The sequence below is a fragment of the Nocardia sp. NPDC051570 genome (assembly GCF_044454005.1).
GTDB lineage: Bacteria > Actinomycetota > Actinomycetes > Mycobacteriales > Mycobacteriaceae > Nocardia.
In genome coordinates this window covers 122,976-149,474 of record NZ_JBITDI010000002.1, presented here as the reverse complement: position 1 = coordinate 149,474, position 26,499 = coordinate 122,976, and the positions used below count along the sequence as shown (strand labels likewise).

The following is a 26,499-nucleotide window of genomic DNA, read 5'->3' as shown; positions in this document are numbered from 1 at the left end:
CACAGCGGTCGGCCGGGGTGTTCCACAGGCAGGGCGAGTGTAGTGAGCGGTCGAGCGGCCCGAGGCGGCCGACTCTGCGCACACCAGCGTATTTGTACGCTCCGAAGGGAATTGCCCAATGTCAGTTCAAACGATTCGTCGACGTCGCATCGCGGCTCGTCTCGGTGCGGCCGCCGCGGTGGTGGCCGTGCCTGTCGTCATGGTTGCCGCACCCGCCATGGCCGCGGAGACCACGGCATCCGGCCCGTCGGTGCAGTTCGTCGACGACGACTGGCACCATCACTGCAACCCGTGGGACCGTGACGACTTCTGCCGCGACCGTGGCCCCGGCGACTGGCACCGTCGCCAGGACGGCGGCTGGGACCGCGACAATGCCGGCCAGCCCGCACCGGGCCTGCCCCCGACCGGTAGCGGCATGTAACCGTCGCTCTCCTCGACGATGACCGTGGATCGGCTCGGATCGACGCCGAATATGCGCGCCGGGCCGATTCACCACAACAGCGTTACCGGTTTCCCACCAGCCGCCGATGAACTGCGCTCGGCCGCCGTCGCGTTGGGGGCGGCATGACCGCACTGCTCAGCCGTGCGCGTCGTAGATCGCCTGTGCCAGTTCGGATTTGAGAGACTGGAACTGCGGGGTCGCGGTGACCGCGAGATCGCGTACGCCGTCGGCGGTATCACCGGGCAGCGTGATGGTGCGGTCGACGATCACCCGGCCGGGGCGGGCACTCATCACCAGTACGCGGGTGGACAAGAAGACCGCCTCGGCCACCGAATGTGTCACGAACACAATGGTTTTGCCCGCTCGTCGCCACAGTCGCAGCAGTTCGACCTGCAGTCGTTCGCGGGTGAGCTGGTCCAATGCGCCGTAGGGCTCGTCCATGAGGATGATGCCCGGATCGTTGGCCAGGACGCGGGCGATCTGGGCGCGCTGCTGCATACCGCCGGACAACTCGTAGGGGCGCTTGTCGGCGGCGTCGGCGAGGCCGACCAGATCGAGCAGCCGCAGCGCCTCGGCGCGGCGTGTCCTGCGGTCCACCCCACGGCATTTCGGCCCGAATTCGACATTGCCGCGCACCGACAGCCACGGATACAGCGTCGGCGATTGGAACACCACGCCGCGCTCGGGCGCGGGCCCGGTGACCGGATCGAGCCCGATCAGCAGGCGACCGTCGGTCGGGGCGAGGAATCCGGCGAGCAGATTGAGCAGTGTCGACTTCCCGCATCCCGACGGCCCGACCACGCTGACGAATTCGCCGGGCTCGATGACCAGATCGGTGGGTGCCAGGGCGACCGTGCGGCCGGTGGCGGTGTCGTAGGTCTTCGACACCCCGGTCAGCACCACGCGGTCGCCGACGGCCGTCGTCATTTGGCGCCCACCTTCGCCGCGGCCTCGGAATAGCTTGCGCCGGAATACACCTCGGGCGCGGCGACGCCCTGCACCTCACCCTGGCTCAGCAGGAATTCCGCCGCGCCGCGCAGATCGGCGCCCAGCTGCCTGCCCAGATACGTGGTGCCGGACTGGGTTCCGGCGTCGAGGTAGGTGTATTCACCCAGCTGCCTGCGCACCGCGTCGACCGGAATGCCGAGCTGGGCGGCGATATGGGTGGCCGCTTCCGCCGGGTCGCCGTTGATCTGGCCGACTGCCCAGTTCTGCGCGGCGGTCCACACCTGGAGGAACGCCGGGTTGGCCGCGACGAAGTCGGCCCGCGCGCCCGCCAGATCGTAGGTGGGCTTACCCGCCTTGGCGGTCTCGGCGGCCGAGACGACGATATGACCGTCGCTCAGCAGCTGCGCCAGCGTCGGCTCCCAGACGAACGCCGCATCGATCTGATTACCCTTCCACGCACCGAGAATCGCGTCGGGAGCGAGATTGACCAGCTGCACATCCTTGTCGATCCCGGCCGCCGACAACGCCGCGAGCAGGCTGTAATGCGAGGTGCTGGCGAACGGCACCGCGATCCGCTTCCCCTTCAGCGCGGCCACCGAGGTGATCGCGGGATCCTTGGCCACCAGCGATTCGGCCGTGCCGATCACATCGTGAATCCAGATGGCCCGCAGGTTCTGTCGCAGCGGCGCCGACAGCGCCCGGGACAGTGCCGCGCTGCCGAGCAGTCCGACGTCGAGGGAATTCGCGCCGAAGGCCTGGATCACGTCGGCGCCGGAGGCGAACTTCGACCAGGTGAACTTCCCGTTCGGCAGGCAGGTGTTCAACAACCCGGTGTCCTTGACGATCAGATCGCCGTTGGGAATGTCCTGATACCCCAGACGCACACTGCCGGTGAAGGTTTCGTCGACCGGTACCGGGCAGGCCACCGCGGGACCGGTGGACCGGGAGGAGTCGGTGCGCCCGGATTCCACGCATCCGGTCAGTGCCATGGTCAGCGCCCCGGCCAGCGCGACGGCGGCGAAAGTCGTTCTCATGCTTTACCTTTCCACGGGACGGCGACCGCGCCGAACCCCTTGATCGCCGCGTCCAACGCGAGCGCGGTGATGCCGATGACGATGATGCAGGCCAGCGTGAGCGCCGTGTCCAGGCGCTGACCGGCCAGATAGGCGAGCCCGCCGACGCCGGGGATGCCGTTGTTGAGTTCGGCCGCGACCACGGTCGTCCACGCGAAGCCGATCGCGACCCGGATGCCGCCGATCACCTCCGGCAGTGTCGCGGGCAGCAGGACCCGGGTGACGACCTGGACCCGGTTCGCGCCGAGCGATCGCGCGGCATTGATCCGATCGATCGATACCCCGTGCACCCCGGCCACGGTCGCGATCACCACCGGCGGGAACGCCGCCAGGAACAGCAGCCAGATCTTGGAGGTGTCGCCGATGCCGAACCATACGATGAGCAGTCCTATATATCCCAGCGGCGGCAGCGCCCGCAGGAAGTTCAGATACGGCTCCACCACGGCCGCGACGACCTTCGAGGTGCCCAGCACGAAACCCGTGATCGGGCCGAGCACGATCGCCGCGCCCGCGCCCGCGCCGATGCGCTGCAGGCTGGCGACCAGGTGCTCCCACAGGAAGTAGTTCTGCTCGCCACGTACCTCGCGCGGCACCCCGGGCGCCAGCTCGTGCCAGCTGTTCGCCCGCATGAACGCATGCCATACCGCGCCCGGACCGGGCAGGAACTGCGGATCGACCAGCGCGGCCGCGGTGACGGCCCACCACAGCGCCACGAACGCGATCACCGACAGCGTCCGCACCCCGAGGCGACGCAGCCGCGGTGATACCGCGACGGCCGGGACGGTGACCCCTGCGGCCCCTCTCCTTACTCTCCGCAGGCCGATCTCCGACACCCCGTGGCCACCTCTCTCGCACCCGATCCGACCGGTCGATCGGTACGAGCCCGCGACCATCCGGGCCGATCCTGGCCCGCGGACCGGCCTCCTGCCCAGATCCACGCTCAGCGTGATTCGAATGCCCGCGCGGGCCTGTCAAGGCGGTTGCGACCCGAATCACTATCAAGCGGTGATCTCACCCACATAACGACTGGGTAACTACAGATATGTAGTCCGCGTTTCTTCCCATGCGATCTGCGCAAACGATGGCAGTCTCATTCATCGGTTGAGACTGCGTTTATGTTATCGCTACGTGATTGGCAGCGATTTTCTGGTTACCGTCATCTCCGGCTCGCAGAGGCGGGCCGCAACTCGGATCGGTGAACACCGGCAACCCTGTCCCACGATCCGAGTTCGAACCCGACATTCCTGGGGACGGGGACCCGGTGACGCATTGCCGCCGGGCCGGCTGGGCGCAGGGGAAGAAACCCACTATGTCTCGGAACCGGAAGTTCACCCGCGCATTCGGATTCACCGCTGTCGCCGCCGCTCTGGTCGCCGTTCCGTTCGGCCTGTCGGCCGCCGCCTCCGCGGAGAGCGGTCACAACTGGGATGCCGTCGCCGAATGCGAGTCCAGTGGCAACTGGGGCGCCAACACCGGCAACGGTTTCTACGGTGGCCTGCAGTTCACCCAGGGCACCTGGAGTGCCAACGGCGGTTCGGGCAACCCCGCCCACGCCGGCCGCTCCGAGCAGATCCGCGTCGCGGAGAACGTGCTCGCCACCCAGGGCCCCGGCGCGTGGCCCGTGTGCGGCTCCTACCTCTGAGGTTCGCGAAACCCGCGTACGACGGTCCGCCCTCGAATGTCGAGGGCGGACCGTTTCTTGTATCCGCGGTGTATTCAGTGTGAAACAGACCGCGCTCCCGAAGGATCGGAGCCATCCGATCGATGAAATCCTCCAGCCCGCCCGGAAGATACGTCGGCATGATGGTCAAACCCTCCGAATCATCCGCTTAGAACCAACAATGCAATTCATCGGCAACCTGTTCTGGCGTCCCGACGAAGATTCGATGTCCGCGCCCGCCATCGAGTGTGGCGATGAGCTGCCGCACCGTCGAATCCTCCTGCTCGACCAGTGTGAAACAGTGCTTCCCGCCCTCGATCTCGCGTGCGGTGGGCAGCGGCGCGTCGAGCACATCAGCGTTGCGCACTCTGTGCGGAGCCCGGGGCGGGCGGCACCGGTTGTGTGCGGTGCGCGGCGATTGACCTGGAAGTCGGCGGTTTCGTATGGTGAGTGGGCGATGAGTCGAGGAATCCGGTGTGAAGCCGGAGCGGTCGCGCCACTGTGAGCACCCCGCCGGGGTGCGAGCCAGACCCTCACATCGCCGGTACTGTCCGACGACGGGGACGCGTAATCCCCTGTAGTTAAGGAGTTTTCGTGGCTACGTCCTACGCTCCCCGATCCGGCGCGCCCGCCGTATCACTCTCGATTCCCAGCACCGCCCTGTGGTTGGTCGGTACCACGGTGCTGGCGCTGCTGGCCCTGTACTTCATCGGCGTCGATCAGGGCGCGGTGTCGATCTTCGGCAGCGATATGCACGTCCACGAGTTCGTGCACGACGGCCGGCATTTCCTCGGATTCCCCTGCCACTAGTCCGCGGGAATCGAGTTCACACAATGGAAAAGCGAATCATCGGCCTGGGCGTGCTGTTCGGCGGTCTGGGCGGGTTGCTGGCGTTCCTCTTCGCCCGCGTGCTGGCCGAGCCGGTCATGGGGCGCGCCATCGACTACGAGAGCGGCCGTGACGATGCGCAGATGGCGCTGGAGAAGGCCGCCGGGCACGGCATGGACCACACCCAGGACGTGGAGCTGTTCACCCGCACGGTGCAGTCCAACATCGGACTCGGATTCGGCGTGATCGTCTTCGGTCTGGCCATGGGCGCGCTGTTCGCGGTGGTGTACACCCTCGCACTCGGCCGGGTCGGCCGCCTCGCCCCGCGTCCACTGGCGCTGCTGGTCGCCGGGGGTATGTTCCTCGCGCTGTATGCCGTGCCGTTCCTGAAGTATCCGGCCAATCCGCCGTCGATCGGGCATCCGGAGTCCATCAAGGAGCGTACCGGCCTGTACCTGCTGATGATGCTGCTCTCCGTGGTGCTGCTGCTGGCGGCGATCTGGCTGGGCCGCAGACTCCAGGCACGCCTGGGCAATTGGTACGCGACACTGGTGTCCGCGGTGGCCTTCGTCGTCGTGATCGCCGTGGTGATCGCGCTGCTGCCGTCACTGGGACATCTGTCGGTCGACAAGGCCTACGGCGATTTCGCGACCGAGACGCCGCAGCCGCTGACCGATCCGTCGGGCCGGATCGTCTTCCCCGGGTTCCCGGCCGACGATCTGTTCTACTTCCGGCTGTATTCGGTGCTGGCGCAGGCGATCCTGTGGACCGTGATCGGCGTCGGCTTCGCCTCGCTGAGCACCCGGCTGTTCGGGCGCGACACCGTGCGCGGCGAGACCGCGACGGCACCGCTGGTATGAGCGAGGTCACCCGGCTCGCGCTGGTGACCCATGCGGTCACCGAGGCGGTCACCGCGGCCCGCTTCCCGGCCGATGAACCGCTCAGCGAGCCGGGTGCGCGGGCGGTGGCCCGCGCCGCCCGCCCGGTGCGGCTCGAGCGTGCCGAGCTCGTCGTGACCGCGCCCGAGCTGCGCACCCGCCAGACCGCCGAGGGGCTGGGTCTGGCCGCGACATCCGAACCGGCGCTGGGGGATTGGCGCTGCGGAGACTGGTCGGGGCGGTCCATGGACGCACTCGCGCCCGAGGATCTCATGGCCTGGCTGACCGATCCCGCTCATCGGCCGCCCGGCGGCGAATCGATCGTCGAACTGCTCGAGCGCGTCCGGACCTGGCTGGGGACCCTCACCGCATCGCCCCGGCGCATCGCCGCGGTCACCCATCCCGCGATCGTGCGCGCCGTGGTCCTGCTCGCGCTCGACGCGCCCCCGAAATCCTTGTGGCGCGTGGACATTCCGCCGCTGTCGGTCACCACTCTGCACGGCCGCCCCTCGGCCTGGACCCTGCGCACCACGGCCCACCCCCTGACCCCTGTCGGGTAGGCGTTTCCGTCCGGCGCGTCGCCGGTCGCCGTGGCAAGATCTGGGGACCGAGCGATTGGGGTGAGATGTTCGAAACCTCTTCGACGCCAACGACCCTCGCCTCGGCCGCGGCCGCGCTGCGCGACGGTGCGGTGAGCGCGACCGAGCTGGTGGAGCGGGCGCTGGCCGCGGCCGATACCTACGACGAAACCCTCGGGGTGTATCTGACCCGATTCGATCAGCGTGCCCGTGAACAGGCCGAGCGGGTGGACCGCAAGATCGCGGCAGGGCTGCCGTTGGCGCCTTTGGACGGAATTCCGTTGGGGGTCAAGGATATCTACGCGCATTCGGCCGGTCCGACCACCGCGCAGAGCCTGGTGCTGGATCCGGCGTGGGCCGTGTCGGCGGGCGACAGTGCGGTGGTGCGACGGCTCGAGGCCGCGGGCGGGATCGTGACCGGTAAGACCACGACCATGGAATTCGCGATCGGCGTGCCCGATCCGGACAAGCCCTTCCCGATTCCGCGCAATCCGTGGGATCCGCGGCGCTGGGCGGGCGGCTCGAGTTCCGGCTCGGCCAGCGGCCTGGCGGCGGGGATGTTCCTCGGCGCGGTGGGCACCGATACCGTGGGCAGCCTGCGGATTCCGGCGGCCTACTGCGGCGTCACCGGATTCAAGCCGACCTTCGGCCGGGTGCCGAAATCCGGTGTGGTGCCGCTGGCCTACACCCTCGATCACACCGGTCCGATGGCGATCACGGCCGCCGATTGCGCGCTGATGCTGTCGGTGCTGGCCGGGTACGACGCCGCCGATCAGTACAGCGCCGCCGAACCCGTACCCGACTATCCGGCCGCCCTCGTCGGCGATCTGGACGGGGTGACCATCGGCGTCGACGATCTGAACCGCTTCGCCGCGGGGCTCGCCGATCCCGGGCAGCCCGCGCGATTCGGCGCGGCGGTGGAGACGTTGCGGCGGGCCGGGGCGCGGATCGTTCCGGTCGAGCTCCCGATGTACCCCGAGCTGATGGCCGTGGCGCTCATCGTGGTGTCCGCGGAGGCGGGCGCCTTTCATCATCCGACGCTGCGTTCGCGATGGGACGATTACGCCCGCGGCACGCGCATCGCCTTCGCCGGGGGTGCGGGAGTGAGTGGGTCGGATTATGTTCAGGCGCAACGGGTCCGGCATCTGGCGCAGCGCCGGATGGCGGCGCTGCTCACCGAGGTGGACCTGATCGCGACGCCCACCGGACATCGCGGCGCCACCCTCGTCGCGGAGCTGGACCAGTACGATCCGGTCGCGGTGCTGGCGGGCCTGCACTGCGGATACTGGAATCCGCTGGGCAATCCCACCGTCGCCTTCCCGATCGGCCCCGGCGCCGACGGGATGCCGCTGTCGATGTCGGTGAGCGGCAGGCATTTCGACGATGCCACCGTGCTGCGCGCCGCCGACGCCTATCAGCGCCGCACCGAACATCACCGCCGTCGTCCCACCGCCCTGCGCTGATCTCTCGAAAGGCATTGCGATGAGCACCGATTCGCCCTGGCCCGGCGACGAACGGGAGAACGCGGCCATCGCCGCGCTCGCGGAGACGCTGCGCGGCATGGCCGATCTGCTGTACGCGGTCGACCAGGCCCGGTATCTCGATCCGAGCGGCGGCTACGCGCCCTATCGGGGTCCCAACCCTGCCGACTGACCGCGCCGGGCCAGCAGGGATTCGCCGACGACGAGCGCACCGAGGACGAGCACCGTCACCCCACCGTCCGCAGGCCGAGCTCGGCGCCGGAGACCAAGGCGGTCACGACCCTCATGGGCGCGGCCGGGCCCGGTCGCGGCGAGCGCCTGGGCGACGGTGTGCGGATCGCGGAGGTGGAGGTGTGTCTGCTGTGGCATGTCCGGCTCGACGACGATCCGGCGCAGCGCTGGCTGTGCGAGACGATTCGTGCGGCGCTGGGTGAGCGGTGAGCCTAGGCGTCGACGGGTTCGGCCTCGGCGGCCGGTTCGGTGAATTGTGCCGCGCCCCAGCGGGCATCGACGATCAGGCCGACCACGCCGAGGGTGATGCACGCCCCGGACAGCACCAGCAGCCCCGCATTCGTCCGGCCGGTGAGCGCATCGCCGAGCACCACCACGCCGATCGTGCCGGGGATGACGCCGATCAGGGTGGCCAGCAGATAGGGCAGCAGCCGCACCGAGGACAGGCCCGCGCAGTAGTTGATGATCGAGAACGGCACGGGTGCGATCAGGCGCAGCGAGCCGACCGCGAGCCAGCCGCGGCGTTGCAGCCGCCGATCCACCGCGCGCACCGCGGGATGTTTGAGCCGCGCGGCGACCTGTTCGCGATCGAGGGTTCGCACCAGCAGCAGCGCCAGCAGCGCGCTGACCGTGGTCGCCGCCACCGCGAGGGTGATGCCGAGTACCGGACCGAACAGCAGTCCGGCGCTGAGGGTGAAGACGGTGCGCGGGAACGGCGCGACCGTGACGAGCGCGTGCACGAGGAAGAAGACCACCGGAAACAGCGGACCGACCGAATGCGCCCAGTCGCGAATCTGCTGCGGCGAGGGATGCGGCGCCAGCAGGGTGGCCACGACCAGGGCGACGATCAGCCCGAGCAGCGCCAGGACGCGCGGGTCGCGGAATCTCCTCAGCACAGCCGCAAGGCTACCGGCGGCGACGCCGCCGGTAGGGAACGGCCTTCGGAACAGAGATCGAACTCTGGTGCGGTACCTGGTGATCGGGGCGCGGCGATCCGATGAGATGCTGTGGTGCGCGTAACATCGGCGCAGGCTGAGAATTCTCGTTAACTTATCGACAGGCCCCCGACCTGCTCGAACGGGTTTCGTGAACCACTGTGAACGACTCGCACAGCGGACTGCGAAGCCGCTGCGAAGGGTTGGGCGCGAACGTGGGTATCCGGTAGAGCTGAAGGTGTCGGACCAGAGTGGAAGAGGAAACAGCAGCGATGCGCAACGATTCGGATCCGAGCCCAGGGGATCGGGTGCCCGGATATGCCGCGTGGCGCCAGGGCGTGGCCGGGGTGCTGGCCAAGGCCCGCAGGGTGGAGCCCGCCGCACTCGGCGACGAGCCCGAGCGGCTGCTGGCGGTGTCGACCTATGACGGGCTGACCGTCTCCCCGCTCTACACCCGCCGCGACGAGCTGCCCGAACAGCCGCTGCCCGGACAGTTCCCATTCGTGCGCGGTAACGACGCGACCCGGGATGTGCGACGCGGCTGGTATGTCAGCGCCCGCTTCGGCGGCCCCGATGCCGCCGCGGTCAACCGGCAGATCCTCGGGGGCCTCGACAACGGTGTGAGCGCGGTGTGGCTGGGCGTCGGGGCGCACGGCGTGGCGGTGGCCGAGCTGCCGATCGCGGTGGACGGCTTGCTGTTCGAGCTCGCCCCGCTGACCCTCGAGGCCGGTGCCGACACCACCGAGGCCGCCGCGCGGCTGTTCTCGATTCTCGATGAGTATCAGACCCCGCAGCGCGACGGTATTCACGTGATCCTGGGCGCGGCCCCGCTCACCAACCGCTTCGCCGGGGTCGCCGATATCGATCTCGACGGCACCGTGGCGCTGGCGCGCCACGCCTGCGCCCGGCCCGAAACCGTGCGTACCGTGGTGGTTTCCGGTGAGGTGTTCCACAATGCGGGCGCCTCGGACGCCCAGGAACTGGGTGCGGCGATCGCCGCGGGCCTGGCCTATCTGCGCGCGTTCACCGAGGCCGATATCGACACCCTCGACGCACTGCGGCAGCTGAGTTTTCGTTTCGCCGCCACCGACGACCAGTTCGCGACGATCGCGAAATTCCGTGCGGCGCGGCGATTGTGGGCCCGCGTCGCGCATGAGCTCGGCGCGCCGGATCTGGGCAATGCGCCCCAGCACGCGGTGACCTCGGCGGCCATGATGACTCAGCGTGATCCGTGGGTGAACATGCTGCGCACGACGCTGGCCGCGTTCGGCGCGGGCGTCGGCGGCGCGGATCTGGTGACCGTGCTGCCCTTCGACTCGGCGCTGCCGCCCGGGGAACTGGAAGTGTCGCAGGCATTCTCCGACCGGATGGCCCGCAACACCCAGCTGCTGCTGCTCGAGGAATCGCATCTGGGCTTCGTACAGGATCCGGGCGCGGGGTCGTGGTACGTCGAAAGCCTCACCGACGCACTGGCCGCCGCGGCATGGGAGTTCATGCGGGAGATCGAGCGCGCGGGCGGCTACCGCGCCGCACTGGATTCGGGCCTGCTCGCCGAGCGCATCGCCGAGACCAGGACGACGCGCGATTCGGATGTGGCGCACCGCAAGACGGCCGTCACCGGGGTGAACGAATTCCCGAATCTGGGCGAGAAGCCACTATCGGAGGCGGCCCGGACCCCGGGCGGGATCGCCCGCTACGGTGCGTCGTTCGAGCGGCTGCGCGACCGATCCGACGCCTATCTCACCGCCCACGGCACGCGGCCGAGTGCGCTGCTGGTGCCGCTGGGTCCGGTCGCGGAAAACAATGTGCGCGTGATGTTCACGGCCAACCTGCTCGCCTCCGGCGGAATCGAGACGATGAATCCGGGCGTGCTGGGGATCGACGCGATCGCGGCCGCGGCGACCGAATCCGGTGCGTCCCTGGCGGTGTTGTGCGGCTCGGACGCCCGCTACGGCGCGGAAGCCGGTGCGGCGGTGGATCGCCTGCGCGCGGCCGGAATCGTGACCGTGCTGCTGGCCGGACCGGAGAAGGCGGTCGCCGACCTGGACGGCGCGCAGCGGCCGGACGGATTCCTCACCGCCCGCATGGATGCGGTGGCGGGCCTGTCCGAGCTGCTCGACAAGCTGGGAGCATAGCTGATGACACGCGAATTCAAGCATGTGATCGGCAGTTTCGCCGAGGTGCCGCTGGACCGGCCGCGCGCGGCCGAGGTGAGCGCGGAGCAGGTCGAACAGTTCGTCGCGACCGCCGCGGGCGCGAACTTCCAGACCCCCGATCAGCTGGTGTGGGCGACGCCCGAAGGTATCGACGTCCCACCTGTTTTCACCAAGGCCGACCGGGATCGCGTTGCCGCCGAGGGCTATCCGCTCGACAGTCTGCCCGGTATCGCGCCGTTCGTGCGCGGGCCGTACCCCACGATGTATGTGAACCAGCCGTGGACGATCCGCCAGTACGCGGGCTTCTCCACTGCCGCGGATTCCAACGCCTTCTATCGCCGCAACCTCGCCGCCGGGCAGAAGGGCCTGTCGGTGGCGTTCGATCTGGCCACCCACCGCGGCTACGACTCCGATCATCCGCGCGTGACCGGTGACGTCGGCATGGCCGGGGTGGCCATCGACTCCATCCTCGATATGCGGGAGCTGTTCGATCAGATTCCGCTGGACCAGGTTTCGGTATCGATGACCATGAACGGCGCGGTGCTGCCGATCCTGGCGCTGTATGTCGTGGCGGCGGAGGAGCAGGGCGTCAAGCCCGAACAGCTGGCCGGAACCATTCAGAACGACATTCTGAAGGAGTTCATGGTCCGCAACACCTACATCTATCCGCCCAAGCCGTCCATGCGGATCATCTCCGATATCTTCGCCTATACCTCGGCGAAGATGCCCAAGTTCAACTCGATCTCCATCTCCGGCTATCACATCCAAGAGGCCGGTGCCACAGCGGATCTGGAGCTGGCCTATACCCTCGCCGATGGCGTGGAGTACATCAAGGCCGGACTGGACGCGGGCATGGCCGTCGACCAGTTCGCCCCGCGGCTGTCGTTCTTCTGGGCGATCGGGATGAACTTCTTCATGGAGGTCGCGAAACTGCGTGCGGGACGGCTGCTCTGGAGCGAGCTGGTCGCCGAATTCGAGCCCAAGAGCGCGAAATCGCTTGCCCTGCGCACACATTCGCAGACCTCCGGCTGGTCGCTGACCGCGCAGGATGTCTTCAACAACGTGGCACGCACGTGTGTGGAGGCGATGGCCGCCACCCAGGGCCACACCCAATCGCTGCATACCAACGCCCTGGACGAGGCGCTGGCCCTGCCGACGGACTTCTCCGCCCGCATCGCCCGCAACACCCAGCTGCTGATACAGCAGGAATCGGGCACCACCAGGCCCGCCGACCCGTGGGGCGGCTCCTACTACGTGGAATGGCTGACCCATCAGCTGGCCCAGCGCGCCCGCGCGCATATCGCCGAGGTCGCCGCGCACGGCGGTATGGCCCAGGCGATTTCGGAGGGCATCCCGAAGCTGCGCATCGAGGAGGCCGCGGCCCGCACCCAGGCCCGCATCGACACCGGCCAGCAGCCGGTGATCGGAGTCAACAAGTATCAGGTGCGAGAGGATCAGCAGATCGAGGTCCTCAAGGTCGAGAACACCCGCGTGCGCACCGAACAGGCCGAGAAGCTGCTCCGGTTGCGCGCCGAACGCGATCCGGTCCAGGTGCGACACGCGCTGGACGAATTGACCAGGGCCGCGGCATCGTCGGAGGGCGGCATGGGTGACAACCTGCTCGCCCTGGCCATCGACGCCGCGCGCGCGAAGGCGACCGTCGGAGAGATCTCCGACGCCCTGGAGAAGGTCTACGGGCGGCATCAGGCCGAGATCCGCACGCTGTCCGGTGTCTACCGCGAGGAGGCCGGGAAGGTGAGCAATATCAGCCGGGCGATCGAACTGGTCGAGGAGTTCGCCGACGCCGAGGGTCGCCGCCCCCGCATCCTGGTCGCCAAGATGGGCCAGGACGGGCACGACCGCGGTCAGAAGGTCATCGCCACCGCCTTCGCCGACCTCGGATTCGACGTCGATGTGGGCCCGCTGTTCCAGACCCCGGAAGAGGTGGCGCAACAGGCCGCCGACAACGATGTGCATGTGGTGGGCGTGTCGTCGCTGGCGGCGGGTCACCTCACGCTGGTGCCCGCACTGCGCGAGGCACTGGCCGAGGTCGGGCGGCCCGACATCATGGTCATCGTCGGCGGCGTGATCCCGCCCGGCGACTTCGACGAGCTGTATCGCGCGGGCGCCGCGGCGATCTTCCCGCCGGGCACGGTGATCGCCGATGCCGCGATCGATCTGCTGAAGAAGCTGGCGGCCGAGCTCGGCCACGAGATCGGCGGGGGCACAGGACAACCCGCCGCGGCCGAATGACCGAGCGCGCGCCGGGGCGCACGATCGATATCGACCAGTTGTCCGCGTCGGTCCGCGCGGGGGAACGGGCCGCGCTGGCGCGGGCCATCACGTTGGTCGAGTCCACCCGTGCCGATCATCGGGAGCTCGCGCAGCAATTACTGCTCGCGGTGACACCCGATTCCGATGCCGTCGACTCGAATCGTGTGGGCATCACCGGTGTTCCGGGCGTGGGCAAGTCCACGTTCATCGACGCGCTGGGGATGTATCTGATCGGGCAGGGGCATCGGGTGGCGGTGCTGGCGGTGGATCCGTCCTCCACACGCACCGGCGGATCGATCCTCGGCGACAAGACGCGGATGGCGCGGCTGGCCGTGGAGCGCAACGCCTATATCCGGCCCTCGCCGACCGCGGGCACGCTCGGCGGTGTCGCGAAGGCGACCCGGGAGACGATCGTGCTGCTCGAGGCCGCGGGCTATGACGTGATCCTGGTGGAGACGGTCGGCGTGGGCCAGTCGGAGGTGACCGTCGCCAATATGGTCGACGTGTTCACCTTCCTGACCCTGGCCCGCACGGGCGATCAGTTGCAGGGCATCAAGAAGGGTGTGCTGGAGCTGGCCGATCTGGTCGCGGTCAACAAGGCCGACGGCCGGCACGAGGTGGAGGCCCGCGCCGCCGCCCGCGAACTGCAGGGCGCCATGCGTCTCATCCATCCGCGCGAATCCCTGTGGCGCCCACCGGTTCTCACCATGAGCGGACTCAACGGCACGGGGCTGGACACGTTCTGGGACACCGTCCTGGAACACCGCCGCATCCTCACCGAGGCGGGTGAATTCGCCGAGAAGCGCCGCCGCCAGCAGGTCGACTGGACCTGGACCATGGTGCACGATCAGCTGCTGCGCCGCCTGGCCGACAATCCGGGCGTGAAATCGCTTCGCTCCCAGGTGGAGAAGCAGGTCCGCGACGGCTCGCTCACCCCGGCGCTGGCCGCCCAGGAGATTCTGCGGGCCTTCGACGAGCGCTGATTTTCTGGAAATGCTCCAAACAGTACAATCCGATCGCGTGGAAGTAGCTGGCGAGTAGCGTCGATGTGACCATGAGTCGGAATCCGATCGCCGGCCCGCCGATGTCACTGCCGCCGGATCATCCGCCCGGTGATTCGATCCTGGTCACTGTGGGCGATATCGGATGCAGCTCGACCCTGGTCTACACCCCCTCGGGCGTGCATCCGCTGGCCGGGACCACTTGGATCCTCACTCATCAGACCACCGTCCGCGAGCGCATTCCGACTTATGCCATCGTGCTGGCGGTGCTGTTTGTCCTCGCCTGCTTCCTCGGCCTGCTGTTTCTGGCGATCCGCGAGCAACGTATCGAGGGTTTCGTCCAGGTCAGCGTGCAGGGACCGGACTTCTACTACGCCACCCAGGTGCCGGTCGGCAGCCCCGAGCAGGTATTCGATACCGAGCGGCGGGTGAACTACATTCGCGCCCTCGTCGCCGGGTCGTCGCGCTGGGGGTGATCTTGCCCCTACGCTGCACTCATGGTCGACGATGACATGACACCCGTGGCGCTGGGTCCGGCGCCGTGGGGATCTCGGCTGCTGGGCCCGGCAGTGGAGGGTGCGGTGCGCCGCCGCATCCGGGTGCAGCTGTTGCTGACCCTGCCGCTGATCATGGCCAATCTGGTCGGCGTCGCGGTGGCGATCGTGCTCGACGTGTTCGTGCTGCCCGGTCCGCCGGTGCTCACCTGGTCGCTGGTATATCTGAATTTCGTTGCCGCGCCGCTCTATATCGCGTTGGCACTGCTGATCGGACTGGTGTGGGGGACCCGGTGGGGTTTGCGCACGCTGCGCTGGGCGACCGACGACGAGCGCGTTCCGACCGAGCGGGAACAGATTTCGGCCGCGACGGTGCCGCGGCGGCTGGTCGTGCAGCAGGCCGTGCTGTGGCTGGCGGGGATGCTGATATTGACACCGATGTACGCCAGCGTCGATCCGGCGTTCCTGCCGAAGTTCGTGCTGGGCACGAGTTTCAGCGCGATCGTGGTGTGCGCCAACAGTTATCTGCTCGCCGAATTCGCGCTGCGGGTGGTCACCGCGCGGGTGCTCGATGCGGCGCCGTCGCGACGGCGGCGGGGGATCGGTGTGTTCGGTCGTTCGGTGCTGATGTGGATCGTCGGATCCGCGACGCCGGTGGCGCTGTTGATGGTCGTGGCGGTGCTGGCTCTGACGGGTGAGTCGGTCAGTACCGAGCGGCTCGCGGTGTGCGTGTTGTCGCTGGGCGGTGCGACCCTGGTGTTCGGCTTGCTGCTGATGACCCAGACGCTCTCGGCGACGGTCGCGCCGATCCGCGGCGTGCGCAACGCGCTGCGCCGGGTCGAGAACGGTGCCCTCGACGTCGCGGTCACCGTCTACGACGGCACCGAATTGGGTGAGCTGCAAAGCGGTTTCAACCGCATGGTCTCGGGCCTGCGCGAACGCGAACGCCTGCGCGATCTGTTCGGCCGCCACGTCGGCCACGATGTCGCCACCGCCGCGCTGGCCCGCAATCCGGGCCTGGGCGGCGAGGAACTCGAGGCGGCGGCGCTGTTCGTCGATATCACCGGCTCCACCACCATGGCCGCCACCCGTCCCGCCCCCGAGATCGTCAGCATTCTGAACCGCTTCTTCGAGATCGTCGTCGACGAGGTCGAACGCCACGGCGGCCTGGTCAACAAGTTCGAGGGCGATGCGGCCCTCGCCGTCTTCGGCGCCCCCGCCCCCATCCCCGACCCGCCGGGCGCGGCTCTGGCCGCGGCCCGAGCGATCTGCGAACGTATCTCCGCCACAACGGAATTCGACGCCGGAATCGGTGTTGCCGCCGGAAGCGTCGTCGCGGGCAACGTCGGCGCGCACAGCCGCTACGAATTCACCGTCATCGGCGACGCCGTCAACGAGGCGGCCCGCCTCTGCGAACTCGCGAAACAGGATCCGGCCCGACTGCTGGCGTCGGCCGCCGCGGTGCTCTGCGCCGATCCGAGCGAACAGACCCGATGGACGCTCGGCGAATCGGTGACGCTGCGGGGCCGGGTGCAGCCGACTCGGCTGGCTCGCCCGTGAGCAGGGGTCAGTCGAGGGCGAACAGGCGGGCGGCGTTCGCGACCTCCTGTCTCAAGCGGGTGGATACACCGCGTGTGCGAAATCGCCCACCCGGGCGATCAACCGATCGAAGAACCGCGCCGGATCGGTCCCGATCACGATGTCGGCGTTGGGTTCTCGCCCCCACATGCCCGCCCAGTCGGCCACCGTGGTGCCCCGGGTGAGCGTGCCGCCCAGTTCGACGTCGACGGTGGCCGGACGGGTCACGGCCAGCCCGGGATCCAGGGCGACGGCGGCCGCGAACGGATCGTGCATATGTGCCAGATAGCCCTGGTCGTGGGCGCGATGGAATTCGAAGTAGAACCGCACCGCGTCGGTGACGAATCGCACGATCGGATTGCTCGCCTTCGACCGGGTACCGGGCGTATCGGTCTCCGAGATCTCGTGGCGCGGAATGCTTTCCGCGCGCTCGGCCAGCCGCGGCAGATGGTCGGGCAACATCTCGATCGTCTCGGTCACATCGAGCCCGCAGATCAGGGGCCTGCGATCGGCCGGGGCCGCGGCGAAGGCGTCGAAGACCTCCTGCCAGGCCTCCGGATCGACGTGCACATTCCATTCGTTGGTCGGTGTGGTGTTACCGGGATGATTGAACGCGCCGCCCATCACCACCAGCCGTTTCAGCAGTCGCGGCAGGCGGGGCTCGAGCCGCAGCGCCAGCGCGAGATTGGTGAGCGGGCCCGTGCACAGCCCGACGATCTCGCCCGGATGCGCGCGCACCAGATCCACCCACAGCTGTGCCGCCGATCGCTGTGACAGCGTCCGCGGTGACGGTGGGAACTCCGCGTATCCGATGCCCTGCGGCCCGTGCGTATCCTCGGTGGTGCGCAACGGAATCGCCAGCGGCGTGAGCGAACCCAGCGCCACCTCGATCTCGGGCGCGCGGCACAGGTCCAGCAGCGCAAGGTTGTTCGCGGCCACCTGCGATGCGGGGACGTTACCCGCGGTGGACGCGATCGCGAGGATCTCGGCCTCCGGGCTGGCCAGGAGATAGAGCAGGGCGAGCGCATCGTCGATTCCGGTATCGACATCCATGATGATCTTCTGCCGCACCAGACGAGCCTAGCGAGGGGTCACGACGGCCGAATCCCCGGCCACATCGGTGGCCGGGGATTTCCCCTCCGTGGTCGCGCCCGGACTCAGTAGGTAGGCAGCACGTAATCCTCGGTCCTGGGCGTGAACATCTTCCGTGCCAGGGGCGAGAGGACGCGAGATGTCATCAGCCGCATGCCGATTCGTCCCATCCGGAGGCCCAGCTTCGACTTCGGGCAGATCGCCTTGATGCCGCCGCCCGGCAGCTCCTTGGCCTTGTCCAGGAACGGCGTGATCTTCTCCTCGTAGCGGGCCAGCGCACCGGGCATATCGCCGGGGCTCGCGGCGAGCTCTCCGGCCAGCACATAGGCGCCGACGATGGCCATGGCCGTTCCCATTCCGGTCATCGGCGAGCCGCAGAATCCGGCGTCGCCGAGCAGGGTCACCCGCCCCGACGACAGCGAGGGCATATCGATGCGGGCGAGCTCGTCGAAGTAGAAATCCGGCGTGCGGCTCATCTCGTCGAGAATCTGCGGGGCCTTCCATCCCGCGTCGGCGAGGCGCTGGTGAATGAACCGCTGCTGGGCGGCCACGTCCCGGTGCAGCGCGGGGTCGGCATCCGAGCGCAGGGTGATGAGAGCCTTGGCGCTCGACGGATCCCGGTCGGGGCGAATTCCGAAGAAGCCGCTGGGAATTCCGAGTCCGACCAGCCAGTCCGCTTCCATATCCGCCGGGGTGGGCATGGTGAAGAAGGCCATATATCCGCCGAGATGGGTGGCGAAGCGCTCCTCGGGGCCGAAGATCAGTCGTCGCGTGGCCGAGTGCACGCCGTCGGCTCCGATGACCAGGTCGAAGCGCTCGCTGGGGCCGGAGGCGTAGGTGACAGAGACCCCGTCGGTGTCCTGCGTGATCTGCTCGATCCACTCGCCGTAGCGATAGTCCAGCTCTCCGCCCTGCTCATGAATCAGATCCAGCAGTACCTGATTGAGATCGCCGCGTTGGATCTCGATCTCCGCTGCCGGGCCCTCGCCGCCGAACATGTCCGCGGTCATCCGGGCATACACCTCGCCCTTCTCGTTGATCCACTTCCAACCCGTCTCGCGCAGCTGGAGCTTGCGGATCCCGGGCATGAGACCCATCCGTTCGGCGACCTCCCGGCTCTGCCCGCGCAGATCCACCGCCTGCCCGCCCGGCCGCGGCTCGGCGGCCCGCTCGACGATCGTGACCCGGATTCCGGCCCGAAGCAGTTGCAGCGCAACGGCATTGCCCGCGATGCCGCCGCCGGAGATCAGGATGTGGGGGGTGCTCATGATGTCGTATCCCATCTTGTTCGGATGTCTTAGACAAATGTGTAACACGATGGTGGCACACCTGTCTAGAACAAATGTCTAAGACGCTGATAGGGTGGGGTGATGGGAAATCGAGAAGACCTGCTGGCGGGGGCGCGTAAGGCGCTACTGGAACGTGGCCTCGCCAAGGTGACGGCCCGCGATATCGCCGCGGCCGCCGGGGTGAGCCTGGCGGCGATCGGCTATCACTTCGGCTCGAAGGACCGGCTGATCTCCGAGGCCGTCACCATGTCCACGGGCAGCCAGATCGGCGACGGCATCGATGCCGCGATCCGCGATGCGGGGGAGGGGCATTCGCTGTGGGAGTCGCTCGGGCCGACCTGGAACGGGATGTTCGATGTGGTGCAGAACTACCACGAGCAGCTGATGCTCAGTTTAGAGAACGCCACCAACATCATTCGTTCGCCGGAGTCGCAGGCGTTCATGGCCGATGCGGTCGAGGGGGCCTACGCCGGTCTGATCCAGACGCTGCGCGAGGTGTATCCGGAGCTGTCGGCCGACCGAGCCCGCGCGGTCGGCAAGCTGTACTTGGCCCTGTTCCAGGGTATGGCGATGCACTGGCTGCTGGCCCCCGCGAGCGACCCGTTGACCGGCGACGATGTCGAGCTGGCGGTGAAAACGCTGCGCGGCAAGTAGATTGCGACGCGGACCCCACCGTCACCCCCGAGCAGATGCGCCGGTGGCAAGGGCATACGACGGGGGAGTTCGAGTTGACGACGTTCCCGGGCAGGCACTTCTATCTCGACGAAAAGCCCGGCGCCGTGGCCGATCTCGTCACCGCCCGGCTGGCCTGAGCGGATCGGTGATCGGGCGGCGCGGCCGGGCCAGTCGCCAGTAGCCGATCCAGGACACCGCGACCACGAGCAGGACCAGCACGCGCACCAGCTCGAGTGCGTCGCGGGGATACAGCACGCCGGTGATGTAGTGGTCGATGAATCCGCTCGGCGGCAGTCCGGCCTCATCCGCGCGGCCGCGCGCCCAGTTCTCGAGATATGTGAGCGGGCAGTCGAATCCGAACAGCACCGTGCTGAAACCCCATGCGGCCGCGGCCGCATGGGTCCAGATGGTCCAGCGCCAGCGCCAGGCCAGGAAGCCGCCCGTCACCACGTAGGCGACGAACAGGAAATGCACCACGACGGTCGCCTCGGCGAGCAGTCGATACATCCTTCCAGCGTAGGCGCGGGCGCGGGTTCAGCCGAGGTATTCGGACTCGAGGACCAGATCCTTGAGCAGTGACTGGTATTCCACATGCGCCGGATGGTCGACCGTATGCCAGCTCTCGCCCTCGTGCTCACGCATATAGCGCAGATAGTCGGGTGCGCCGGGCAGGCGCATGTTGTCGGCGACCACGACGGTGCCCGCATGCAGCCAGCCGGTGGCGAGCAGGATGCGCAGATCCGGCAGATAGGAGGTCTTGGCGTGATCGAGGAAGGTGAAATCCAATGTGCCGAAACCGAATCCGTGATCGACGGCGAGGCGGCGCAGCGTGGTTCCGCCGTCGCCGATCCGTCCGACCACGACGGTGACCCGCTGGCCCAGGCCCGCATGCGCGAGGATGGCGCGGGCGATCTCGGCATTGGCGGCGCTGAACTCCACCGACACCAGCCGCGCGCCCGGCGGCATCGCCCGGCCGATGCGCACCGCGCTGTAACCGCAGTAGGTGCCCAGTTCCAGCAGCCGCCGCGGCGCCGAACGCCGCACGGCCGCATCGAGTATCAGGCCCTTCTCGTCACCGATGGTGACCAGCATGCTGCGATGGCGCGCGAAATCGTCGATGGTGGCGAGCACATCGTCCGGATCGCCGGCCGCGGCATGGGCAAGCACATGATCGCGCAGCGCCGCCTCCCGTCCGTCCCCGACCTGGCCGGTTCGCTGAAAGGTGGTCATTCCCAGCCCGAGTCGCACCCACGACCATCGCGCGAACGGTATCCGCTCCCGCCATCGCGCCCCAAATCCTTTGCCGCCCATATGTCCTCCAGTATTCGGACCGTACCCGCCCCCCGATTATGCGCGGGCACACCGCGGCGGCGAACGCCGAGATTCCTGGGGTTGCGGGAGTGCCGCGCGGCCAGGACGAGGGACCGGCAATCACAATAATATCTATACGCAGATATGCGCATCTGAACATGTCAGGCCGTAGTGTCGACCCACTGAAAACCAGCACCGAGAAGGGAGCCGACCGGCCTGGGGGATCGCGTGGGTCACCAATTCGAGGGGGCGTAATCCTTGAGGAAGCAGCCGTACAGGTCGGTGCCGTTCTCACCGCGCACGATCGGGTCGTAGACGCGGGCCGCGCCGTCGACCAGGTCCAGCGGTGCGTGGAAGCCCTCGTCGGCGAGGCGGATCTTGGTGTAGTGCGGGCGCTCGTCGGTGATCCAGCCGGTGTCGACCGCGGTCATGAGGATGCGGTCGGCCTCGAACATCTCGTTCGCGCTGGTGCGGGTGAGCATGTTCAGCGCGGCTTTGGCCATATTGGTGTGCGGATGGCCCGCGCCCTTGTAGCCGCGCGCGAAGACGCCCTCCATCGCCGAGACGTTCACGACGTACTTGCGGCGGGCGGGGGAGGCGGCCAGCGCCGGGCGCAGATGGGAGATGAGGATGAACGGCGCGACCGAATTGCACAGCTGCACCTCGAGCAGTTCGGTGGCGTCGACCTCGCCGACGGTCTGCACCCAGCTGTTGGTATGCGCGAGATCGGGGACCAGACCGCCCGCATCGATGGCCACGCCGCGCGAAATGCGTTCGGGCGTGGCCGATCCCGCGACGAGGGCGAGATCGGTGATATCGGCCGCGGAGAGGGCGGGGGTGAGCGAGGCGGTCAGCGCGGTGGGATGCGCCTGCATGGTCTTGCCGAAGCTGACGGTGTCGGGCAGCTCGCCCGCGGGCAGCGGTCCGTTCTCGGCCTCGACCAGTGCGCTGTAAGAGCCGGCGGAGCGGCGGACGGTCTGGGCGGCGTTGTTGATGAGGATGTCCAGCGGTCCGGCGGCCGCCACGCTGTCGGCGAGCGCGACCACCTGGGCCGGATCACGCAGATCGATGCCGACGATGCGCAGGCGGTGGATCCAGTCGGCGCTGTCGGGCTGGGCCTTGAAGCGGCGGATCGCGTCATTGGGGAAGCGGGTGGTGACGGTGGTGTGCGCGCCGTCGCGCAGCAGCCGCAGCGCGATGTACATGCCGATCTTGGCGCGGCCGCCGGTGAGCAGGGCGCGGCGACCGGACAGATCGGTGCGGGCGTCGCGCTTGGCGTGGTTCAGCTCGGCGCACGACGGGCACAGCTGGTGGTAGAAGGCGTCGACGCGGGTGTAGCGCTGCTTGCAGATGTAGCAGGGCCGCGGCCGCAGCAGTTCACCCGCGGTGCCGTCGGAGGTATTGGAGGACAACGGGATTCCCGCCGTCTCGTCGTCGATCCGGTTCGGCGATCCGGTGGCGGTGGCGGCGACCACCGCGCGGTCGGCCTCGGAGACCGCATCGCGCGCCTCGATCCGGCGCCGGCGCTTGAGTTCCTTGAACAGATACCCGACCGCGCGCTGCACGGCGATCGAATCGGGATGGTTCTTGTCGAGCTGTCCGGCCTGATCCAGCACGCGCAGACAGACCGCGAGCTCGTCGCGGTCGATGACCGGCTCGGGTGCTGCGGCGGTGATCGTGGTCGAGTCCTGATCGGCCATCGTGCTGGGGTATGACCCTTCGTGCGGGAACGGTTTGCCGCGCCCATTGTCGCATCGCCCCGCATGTGGGCCCGCCCACGCCTACCGGAACTGGCCGAGGGTGCCCTTCTGCGTATCCATCGGCAGCGGGAAACCGTTGGCGATGCAGGAACTGCCCGCGTTGATGCCGACCCGATTCACCGCGATGTCCAGACGCCTGCGGGATTCGCGCCCGCCGGGTTCGGAATTGACGATCTCGATGGTGTGCCAGCCCAGCCGGTCCGGAGTCCAGCGGACCCAATAGCCGCTGTACGGATAGGGATTGAGCGGTCCGGTCTCGATACCGTCGATGAAGACCCGGGTGTCGGGTAGCACCGGGTCGTACAGGCTGAATCCGACTTCATGCGGGCAGCCCATCACCGGGCCCTCGGAGCCGGTGTACATCACCGCGATCCCGCCCACGTCGGCCGTCGCGGCCGGAAGCGGGGCGCAGAGCAAAGCCGCCGCCGCGGCGGCCGTGGGCAGTAGAACATGCGAAACCCGTGTCATGACAACTCCGTTCGCTAGTCCTGGCGATGATCTCCTGGGTCGATCCCTCGAGCAGCGTCCGGTCCTGGAGCAAGGGCCGCCGGATCGGCAATAACTGAACAGTAGCTAGTTGTTCGGTGTCGCGAAACCTGAATCGATGAGGCCTTCGGCGTATCCGGTGTGGCCGAGTTCACGAGCCCGTGCGGCCAGGCGTTCGCGCAGCCCGGCCGGAATCTCGGCGCGCACCTCGGTGAACGCGTTCCACACCACCTCGGGTGTGGCCGGAGTCAGGGCGGTGAGGAAGTCGTCGAGATCGGGCATGCCGTCGATGAGGTCGAGGATCCGGGCGCGGCCCGTCTGGTCCTGAGCGAGGGCGATCTCCACCAGCGCCGGGATGTCGGCGCTGTCGGCGGCGGCGCGGACGGCCGCCAGGAGCTGCTCGCGGGTGAGGTCGCCGAGGCAGGCGGCGATGGTGGGTTTGACCTGCTGGGGCAGCGCGTCCACCAGCGGCAGGACCTCCGGCCAGAGTTCGTGCGCGGCGGCGGTGTCGATCACCTTGCGCAGCACCTGCGGTTCGGCCAGGATCGGCAGCCCCGCCACGCGGCGGCGGTCGGGTTCGGTCATGGCGAGGGCGACGGGGATCAACGCGTCCCAGCGTCCCGCACCGTCGGCTTCGCGGACGAGTTCGGCGAGTCGTTCGTCGGTGTGGGCGGCGACGCGACCGGCCACGAATTCCCTTGGCGCCTGCGCCAATTCGGTGACACACGGCAGCAGATCCAGCCACAGGCCCTCGGCGATGGCGAGATCGACCAGGACACCGAAGTTCTCGCCCTCGGCGGCCGCCAGTACGGCCGCGCGCACCTGCTTGTCGGTGAGTTCGGCCAGGCAGAGGCCGAGGGTCTTCTTGCCCGCCTCCGGCAGCGCGTCGACCAAAGGCAGGACCTGCGACCACAATTCGTGCCGCGCGCAGGTGACGGTGATGGCCCGCAGCACGTCCGGATCCTGCATCACCGGCAGGCCGGCCATCCGGCGGCGCTCGGGATCGGTCATGGCCAGGGCGATCGGGATCATCGCGTCCCACAGGTCGGCGGCATCGGCCTGGCCGATCAACTCCGCTAGTTCGTGGTCGGGTTCGGCCGCGACGCGGGCGGCGATGAAGGCCAGCGGCTGGGCGGGCAGGTGGGTGGCCAGCGGTAGCAGATCCAGCCAGAGACCGTGGTCGAGAGCCACATCCACGATCGCCGTGAGCACCGGCTCGGTGTGCACGATCGGGCGCTGGGCGAAGACGGCCAGGCTGTCGTGGCTCATGGCCGAGGTGACCGGGAGCAGGGTGGCCCAGGCGTCGAGTTCGTAGACGGCCTCGACCAGGCTGTCGAGGATCTCGCCGCCGAGTTGGGCGCTCAGATCGCCGATGCGGGCCCGGTTGGCCGGGTTCACGGTGGCGAGCAGGTCGATGCCCTCGGCCCACATGGCCTGTTCGTGGGCGGCGCGCACGACGCCGGGCAGACGGGCGGCGACGATCTCGAGCAGGTTGTCCATCGAGGATTTGTCCTCGAGCAGGTAGCCGGTGCGCAGCAGATCGGTGTCGTCCATCACCTCCGCCGCCGCGGCCATCATCTCCTCGGAGACCACGCCGACGAATCGGCCGAGCGTGACATGCTCACCCCGCGAGAGCAATTCACGCGCGACCGCCACCACCATGGGCAGCGGCACCTTGGGGATGATCTGGGCGGTGCGGCGCGGATCGAGCTGGATCGTGGCCTCCGCGAGGAACGGTGCGGGCAGCGCCTTGGCGATATCGACCGCGCGGGCCGGTTCGACCTGGGCGGCGACCGCCGCGCACAGGCCGGGGCCGAAGGCGCGTTCGGCGGCCCTGGCCGCGATCGGCGTGGGGACCAGTTTGGTGGCCGCGGCGATCCGCCGCAGTTTCGGGCCGTCGGCGTCGAACAGCAGATCGGTGGCGCGTTCGCGGAAGGCGCGGATCGCCTCCGGCGGCAGTGCGGTGAGGAATTCCAGCGCGTCCGGATCCGGGATATCCAGCAGCCGTGCGAGTTTGGTGGTCTCGGCGCGGGCGAGCAGGCGGTCGGTCACAGGCCCAGCGCCTTCTTCACGGCGGGACGCATCAGTCGCGGGATGAAATCCATCGACGAATCGAGTGCCGCCGCAAGCCGTTTCGCGCGCCGGATCTGCGCCTCGCGCAGCAGGCGATCCAGTTCGCCGAGTTCGGCATCGGACAGCCGGGTGAATTCCTCCGGTAACGGAGCCCCGAGTGTGCGGGTCAGCAGTTCGGCGGACATGGGTGTGCCTCCAGGTCTTTCGGCTAGCGCGGGGAGTATTCGATCGGGCTGTTGTCGGCGCGCAGATCGTCGATGAAGTTGGCGATCGCCTCCACCACCAGCAGCGGTTCGGTGATCGGCAGCCAGTGATCGGCGGGCAGGCGATAGCACCAGAGCCGGTCCACGCCGCGGCGCAGCTGCGCGCCGACGGCGGGCAGGGCGGCCGCGTCGGCGCGATCGACGATCAATTGCACCGGCACCGCGATGCGGCGCTCGCGCGGATGTCGCAGGCGGTGGGGGAGATTGGCCGCCACGATGCGCGCGCCGGACAGCAGATCCGCCGGCGACAGGCGCAGCGCCGAACGCGGGGCGCGGCGGATGCGCGGCCAGCGCAGCAGTCTGCGACCGAGTACCAGCCAGCCCAGGCCGGGCAGCCGCCACCACGGCGCGCGTGGAAATCGCGGTTCCCGCAACGCGTTCGCGAGGTGGTCGAGGCCGGGTGCGCCCAGCGCGGTGGCCGAGACGATGCGGGTGTTGGCCCGCGGATCGCCCAGGGCCTCCCACACCTGGATCGCGCCCCAGCCGTGTCCGGCCAGATGGACGGGCCGGTGCGGGCTGGTCGCGTCGAGGACGGCGTAGAGGTCCTCGACGAGTCCGGTGAGCCGATAGTCGTGTGGCCGTGGGGATTTCGCGGAGCGGCCGTGGCCGCGCACATCGTAGGTCACGACATGGAAGCCGTCGGCGAGCATGTGCGCCACCGGATTCCAGATGCGCTGGGTGTCGGTGAGGCCGTGCACCAGCACCAGGGTGTCGGCCTTCGGGTCGCCGTATTCGCGGACGGCCAGGTCGCCGCCGGGTCCGGACACGACCCGCGAGCGGGGGGTGATGTCGGGCAGTGGGGTCATCTCGTTCACCTCGGGGCGTGGCCGGGGCCACGCCATACGTACCGCCAGTACGGTTCCTGATACTGGCAGTACGGAACGCCGGAAGCAATGCCGCGGCGAAGCGGATCGGTGTGCAGTGAATCACAGTGATCGGCCGTGCTCATCGCCCTCGACGGCTGCGGTGGCAGGCCGCGTACCGGCGGTACGT

At 68.5% G+C, this 26,499-nt stretch carries 29 protein-coding genes and 1 riboswitch; of the genes, 15 read left to right on the top strand and 14 right to left on the bottom strand.

Annotation, left to right across the window (positions count from 1 at the left end):
- Positions 1–118: 118 nt before the first annotated feature.
- Entirely contained in the window at positions 119–421 is a 303-nt protein-coding gene (locus tag ACIA76_RS04230) for a hypothetical protein (RefSeq protein WP_397148294.1), read from the top strand.
- Between the two features lie 156 nt (positions 422–577).
- Here ACIA76_RS04230 and ACIA76_RS04225 read toward each other — a convergent pair whose 3' ends face one another.
- From ACIA76_RS04225 to ACIA76_RS04215, 3 genes are read right to left on the bottom strand one after another with little or no spacing between them, the layout of a single operon-like run.
- On the bottom strand, positions 578–1,369 hold the full coding sequence (locus tag ACIA76_RS04225) for an ABC transporter ATP-binding protein (RefSeq protein WP_397148292.1): 792 nt from the start codon (positions 1,367–1,369) through the stop codon (positions 578–580).
- Positions 1,366–2,424 (bottom strand): ABC transporter substrate-binding protein, encoded by a 1,059-nt coding sequence (locus ACIA76_RS04220; protein ID WP_397148290.1) that lies wholly within the window; start codon positions 2,422–2,424, stop codon positions 1,366–1,368. Before ACIA76_RS04220 ends, ACIA76_RS04225 begins: the two co-directional genes overlap by 4 nt.
- Entirely contained in the window at positions 2,421–3,170 is a 750-nt protein-coding gene (locus ACIA76_RS04215; RefSeq protein WP_397149385.1) for an ABC transporter permease, read from the bottom strand. The genes ACIA76_RS04220 and ACIA76_RS04215 overlap by 4 nt, the downstream gene beginning before the upstream one ends.
- A gap of 602 nt (positions 3,171–3,772) precedes the next feature.
- Between ACIA76_RS04215 and ACIA76_RS04210 the strand changes: the two genes are divergently transcribed.
- Positions 3,773–4,105, top strand: a complete 333-nt coding sequence (locus tag ACIA76_RS04210; RefSeq protein ID WP_397148288.1) for a transglycosylase family protein — start codon at positions 3,773–3,775, stop codon at positions 4,103–4,105.
- Between the two features lie 187 nt (positions 4,106–4,292).
- On the opposite strand, the gene ACIA76_RS04205 is transcribed toward ACIA76_RS04210, so the two are convergent.
- A complete protein-coding gene (locus tag ACIA76_RS04205) occupies positions 4,293–4,490 on the bottom strand; it encodes a hypothetical protein (protein ID WP_397148286.1) in 198 nt (65 codons plus the stop codon).
- A gap of 50 nt (positions 4,491–4,540) precedes the next feature.
- Positions 4,541–4,681: riboswitch (cobalamin riboswitch) on the top strand.
- 36 nt (positions 4,682–4,717) lie between these two features.
- Between ACIA76_RS04205 and ACIA76_RS04200 the strand changes: the two genes are divergently transcribed.
- From ACIA76_RS04200 to ACIA76_RS04175, 6 genes are all read left to right on the top strand, one after another.
- Entirely contained in the window at positions 4,718–4,933 is a 216-nt protein-coding gene (locus ACIA76_RS04200) for a CbtB-domain containing protein (RefSeq protein WP_397148284.1), read from the top strand.
- 23 nt (positions 4,934–4,956) lie between these two features.
- Positions 4,957–5,811, top strand: a complete 855-nt coding sequence (locus ACIA76_RS04195) for a CbtA family protein (RefSeq protein ID WP_397148282.1) — start codon at positions 4,957–4,959, stop codon at positions 5,809–5,811.
- Entirely contained in the window at positions 5,808–6,389 is a 582-nt protein-coding gene (locus tag ACIA76_RS04190) for a histidine phosphatase family protein (RefSeq protein WP_397148280.1), read from the top strand. The genes ACIA76_RS04195 and ACIA76_RS04190 overlap by 4 nt, the downstream gene beginning before the upstream one ends.
- A gap of 65 nt (positions 6,390–6,454) precedes the next feature.
- Complete coding sequence (locus ACIA76_RS04185) at positions 6,455–7,870, top strand: amidase (RefSeq protein ID WP_397148277.1); 1,416 nt, start codon at positions 6,455–6,457, stop codon at positions 7,868–7,870.
- Between the two features lie 19 nt (positions 7,871–7,889).
- Complete coding sequence (locus ACIA76_RS04180) at positions 7,890–8,060, top strand: hypothetical protein (RefSeq protein ID WP_397148275.1); 171 nt, start codon at positions 7,890–7,892, stop codon at positions 8,058–8,060.
- 113 nt (positions 8,061–8,173) lie between these two features.
- Positions 8,174–8,329: a hypothetical protein gene (locus ACIA76_RS04175; protein WP_397148273.1), complete on the top strand. Its 156-nt coding sequence runs from the start codon at positions 8,174–8,176 to the stop codon at positions 8,327–8,329.
- 2 nt (positions 8,330–8,331) lie between these two features.
- Here ACIA76_RS04175 and ACIA76_RS04170 read toward each other — a convergent pair whose 3' ends face one another.
- Entirely contained in the window at positions 8,332–9,015 is a 684-nt protein-coding gene (locus tag ACIA76_RS04170; RefSeq protein WP_397148272.1) for a TVP38/TMEM64 family protein, read from the bottom strand.
- A 311-nt stretch (positions 9,016–9,326) separates the two neighbouring features.
- Between ACIA76_RS04170 and ACIA76_RS04165 the strand changes: the two genes are divergently transcribed.
- The 5 genes from ACIA76_RS04165 to ACIA76_RS04145 all read left to right on the top strand — a co-directional run bounded on the left by ACIA76_RS04165 (position 9,327) and on the right by ACIA76_RS04145 (position 16,539).
- A complete protein-coding gene (locus tag ACIA76_RS04165; RefSeq protein ID WP_397148270.1) occupies positions 9,327–11,189 on the top strand; it encodes a methylmalonyl-CoA mutase family protein in 1,863 nt (620 codons plus the stop codon).
- On the top strand, positions 11,190–13,463 hold the full coding sequence (gene scpA, locus ACIA76_RS04160; RefSeq protein WP_397149383.1) for a methylmalonyl-CoA mutase: 2,274 nt from the start codon (positions 11,190–11,192) through the stop codon (positions 13,461–13,463).
- A complete protein-coding gene (meaB, locus tag ACIA76_RS04155) occupies positions 13,460–14,467 on the top strand; it encodes a methylmalonyl Co-A mutase-associated GTPase MeaB (protein WP_397148268.1) in 1,008 nt (335 codons plus the stop codon). The genes scpA and meaB overlap by 4 nt, the downstream gene beginning before the upstream one ends.
- Before the next feature lie 71 nt (positions 14,468–14,538).
- Complete coding sequence (locus tag ACIA76_RS04150; protein ID WP_397148266.1) at positions 14,539–14,961, top strand: hypothetical protein; 423 nt, start codon at positions 14,539–14,541, stop codon at positions 14,959–14,961.
- Between the two features lie 21 nt (positions 14,962–14,982).
- Positions 14,983–16,539: an adenylate/guanylate cyclase domain-containing protein gene (locus tag ACIA76_RS04145; protein ID WP_397148264.1), complete on the top strand. Its 1,557-nt coding sequence runs from the start codon at positions 14,983–14,985 to the stop codon at positions 16,537–16,539.
- A gap of 51 nt (positions 16,540–16,590) precedes the next feature.
- On the opposite strand, the gene ACIA76_RS04140 is transcribed toward ACIA76_RS04145, so the two are convergent.
- Both ACIA76_RS04140 and ACIA76_RS04135 read right to left on the bottom strand, forming a co-directional pair.
- The gene (locus tag ACIA76_RS04140; protein ID WP_397149381.1) at positions 16,591–17,610 is read right to left on the bottom strand and encodes a nucleoside hydrolase; all 1,020 of its coding nucleotides are present in this window, start codon (positions 17,608–17,610) and stop codon (positions 16,591–16,593) included.
- 104 nt (positions 17,611–17,714) lie between these two features.
- Positions 17,715–18,917, bottom strand: a complete 1,203-nt coding sequence (locus ACIA76_RS04135) for an FAD-dependent monooxygenase (RefSeq protein WP_397148262.1) — start codon at positions 18,915–18,917, stop codon at positions 17,715–17,717.
- Positions 18,918–19,019: 102 nt separating this feature from the next.
- Here ACIA76_RS04135 and ACIA76_RS04130 point away from each other — a divergent pair, with 102 nt between their 5' ends.
- Both ACIA76_RS04130 and ACIA76_RS04125 read left to right on the top strand, forming a co-directional pair.
- A complete protein-coding gene (locus ACIA76_RS04130) occupies positions 19,020–19,592 on the top strand; it encodes a TetR/AcrR family transcriptional regulator (protein ID WP_397148260.1) in 573 nt (190 codons plus the stop codon).
- A gap of 35 nt (positions 19,593–19,627) precedes the next feature.
- Positions 19,628–19,750: a hypothetical protein gene (locus tag ACIA76_RS04125; RefSeq protein WP_397148258.1), complete on the top strand. Its 123-nt coding sequence runs from the start codon at positions 19,628–19,630 to the stop codon at positions 19,748–19,750.
- Here the strand turns inward: ACIA76_RS04125 and ACIA76_RS04120 are convergent.
- The 7 genes from ACIA76_RS04120 to ACIA76_RS04090 form a co-directional block, all read right to left on the bottom strand.
- A complete protein-coding gene (locus tag ACIA76_RS04120) occupies positions 19,731–20,120 on the bottom strand; it encodes a DUF2784 domain-containing protein (RefSeq protein WP_397148256.1) in 390 nt (129 codons plus the stop codon). The genes ACIA76_RS04125 and ACIA76_RS04120 overlap by 20 nt on opposite strands.
- 27 nt (positions 20,121–20,147) lie before the next feature.
- Positions 20,148–20,843 (bottom strand): O-methyltransferase, encoded by a 696-nt coding sequence (locus ACIA76_RS04115; RefSeq protein WP_397148254.1) that lies wholly within the window; start codon positions 20,841–20,843, stop codon positions 20,148–20,150.
- A gap of 314 nt (positions 20,844–21,157) precedes the next feature.
- Positions 21,158–22,624, bottom strand: a complete 1,467-nt coding sequence (locus ACIA76_RS04110) for an SDR family NAD(P)-dependent oxidoreductase (RefSeq protein ID WP_397148252.1) — start codon at positions 22,622–22,624, stop codon at positions 21,158–21,160.
- An 81-nt stretch (positions 22,625–22,705) separates the two neighbouring features.
- Positions 22,706–23,152, bottom strand: coding sequence for a hypothetical protein (locus ACIA76_RS04105; protein WP_397148250.1), 447 nt, complete (start codon positions 23,150–23,152; stop codon positions 22,706–22,708).
- Between the two features lie 105 nt (positions 23,153–23,257).
- The gene (locus ACIA76_RS04100; protein WP_397148248.1) at positions 23,258–25,222 is read right to left on the bottom strand and encodes a hypothetical protein; all 1,965 of its coding nucleotides are present in this window, start codon (positions 25,220–25,222) and stop codon (positions 23,258–23,260) included.
- Positions 25,219–25,428: a hypothetical protein gene (locus ACIA76_RS04095; RefSeq protein ID WP_397148246.1), complete on the bottom strand. Its 210-nt coding sequence runs from the start codon at positions 25,426–25,428 to the stop codon at positions 25,219–25,221. Before ACIA76_RS04095 ends, ACIA76_RS04100 begins: the two co-directional genes overlap by 4 nt.
- Before the next feature lie 23 nt (positions 25,429–25,451).
- A complete protein-coding gene (locus ACIA76_RS04090) occupies positions 25,452–26,312 on the bottom strand; it encodes an alpha/beta fold hydrolase (RefSeq protein WP_397148244.1) in 861 nt (286 codons plus the stop codon).
- Between the last annotated feature and the right edge of the window lie 187 nt (positions 26,313–26,499).

Coding starts and splice junctions, on each gene's coding strand:
- ACIA76_RS04165 (WP_397148270.1), top strand. CDS start 9,327: ATGCGCAACGATTCGGATCCGAGCCCAGGGGATCGGGTGCCCGGATAT.
- ACIA76_RS04195 (WP_397148282.1), top strand. CDS start 4,957: ATGGAAAAGCGAATCATCGGCCTGGGCGTGCTGTTCGGCGGTCTGGGC.
- ACIA76_RS04185 (WP_397148277.1), top strand. CDS start 6,455: ATGTTCGAAACCTCTTCGACGCCAACGACCCTCGCCTCGGCCGCGGCC.
- meaB (WP_397148268.1), top strand. CDS start 13,460: ATGACCGAGCGCGCGCCGGGGCGCACGATCGATATCGACCAGTTGTCC.
- ACIA76_RS04145 (WP_397148264.1), top strand. CDS start 14,983: ATGGTCGACGATGACATGACACCCGTGGCGCTGGGTCCGGCGCCGTGG.
- ACIA76_RS04225 (WP_397148292.1), bottom strand. CDS start 1,369: ATGACGACGGCCGTCGGCGACCGCGTGGTGCTGACCGGGGTGTCGAAG.
- ACIA76_RS04105 (WP_397148250.1), bottom strand. CDS start 23,152: ATGACACGGGTTTCGCATGTTCTACTGCCCACGGCCGCCGCGGCGGCG.
- ACIA76_RS04115 (WP_397148254.1), bottom strand. CDS start 20,843: ATGACCACCTTTCAGCGAACCGGCCAGGTCGGGGACGGACGGGAGGCG.
- ACIA76_RS04095 (WP_397148246.1), bottom strand. CDS start 25,428: ATGTCCGCCGAACTGCTGACCCGCACACTCGGGGCTCCGTTACCGGAG.
- ACIA76_RS04135 (WP_397148262.1), bottom strand. CDS start 18,917: ATGAGCACCCCCCACATCCTGATCTCCGGCGGCGGCATCGCGGGCAAT.
- ACIA76_RS04125 (WP_397148258.1), top strand. CDS start 19,628: ATGCGCCGGTGGCAAGGGCATACGACGGGGGAGTTCGAGTTGACGACG.
- ACIA76_RS04110 (WP_397148252.1), bottom strand. CDS start 22,624: ATGGCCGATCAGGACTCGACCACGATCACCGCCGCAGCACCCGAGCCG.
- ACIA76_RS04190 (WP_397148280.1), top strand. CDS start 5,808: ATGAGCGAGGTCACCCGGCTCGCGCTGGTGACCCATGCGGTCACCGAG.
- ACIA76_RS04210 (WP_397148288.1), top strand. CDS start 3,773: ATGTCTCGGAACCGGAAGTTCACCCGCGCATTCGGATTCACCGCTGTC.
- ACIA76_RS04090 (WP_397148244.1), bottom strand. CDS start 26,312: ATGACCCCACTGCCCGACATCACCCCCCGCTCGCGGGTCGTGTCCGGA.
- ACIA76_RS04130 (WP_397148260.1), top strand. CDS start 19,020: ATGGGAAATCGAGAAGACCTGCTGGCGGGGGCGCGTAAGGCGCTACTG.
- ACIA76_RS04230 (WP_397148294.1), top strand. CDS start 119: ATGTCAGTTCAAACGATTCGTCGACGTCGCATCGCGGCTCGTCTCGGT.
- ACIA76_RS04140 (WP_397149381.1), bottom strand. CDS start 17,610: ATGGATGTCGATACCGGAATCGACGATGCGCTCGCCCTGCTCTATCTC.
- ACIA76_RS04180 (WP_397148275.1), top strand. CDS start 7,890: ATGAGCACCGATTCGCCCTGGCCCGGCGACGAACGGGAGAACGCGGCC.
- ACIA76_RS04175 (WP_397148273.1), top strand. CDS start 8,174: ATGGGCGCGGCCGGGCCCGGTCGCGGCGAGCGCCTGGGCGACGGTGTG.
- ACIA76_RS04220 (WP_397148290.1), bottom strand. CDS start 2,424: ATGAGAACGACTTTCGCCGCCGTCGCGCTGGCCGGGGCGCTGACCATG.
- ACIA76_RS04150 (WP_397148266.1), top strand. CDS start 14,539: ATGAGTCGGAATCCGATCGCCGGCCCGCCGATGTCACTGCCGCCGGAT.
- ACIA76_RS04120 (WP_397148256.1), bottom strand. CDS start 20,120: ATGTATCGACTGCTCGCCGAGGCGACCGTCGTGGTGCATTTCCTGTTC.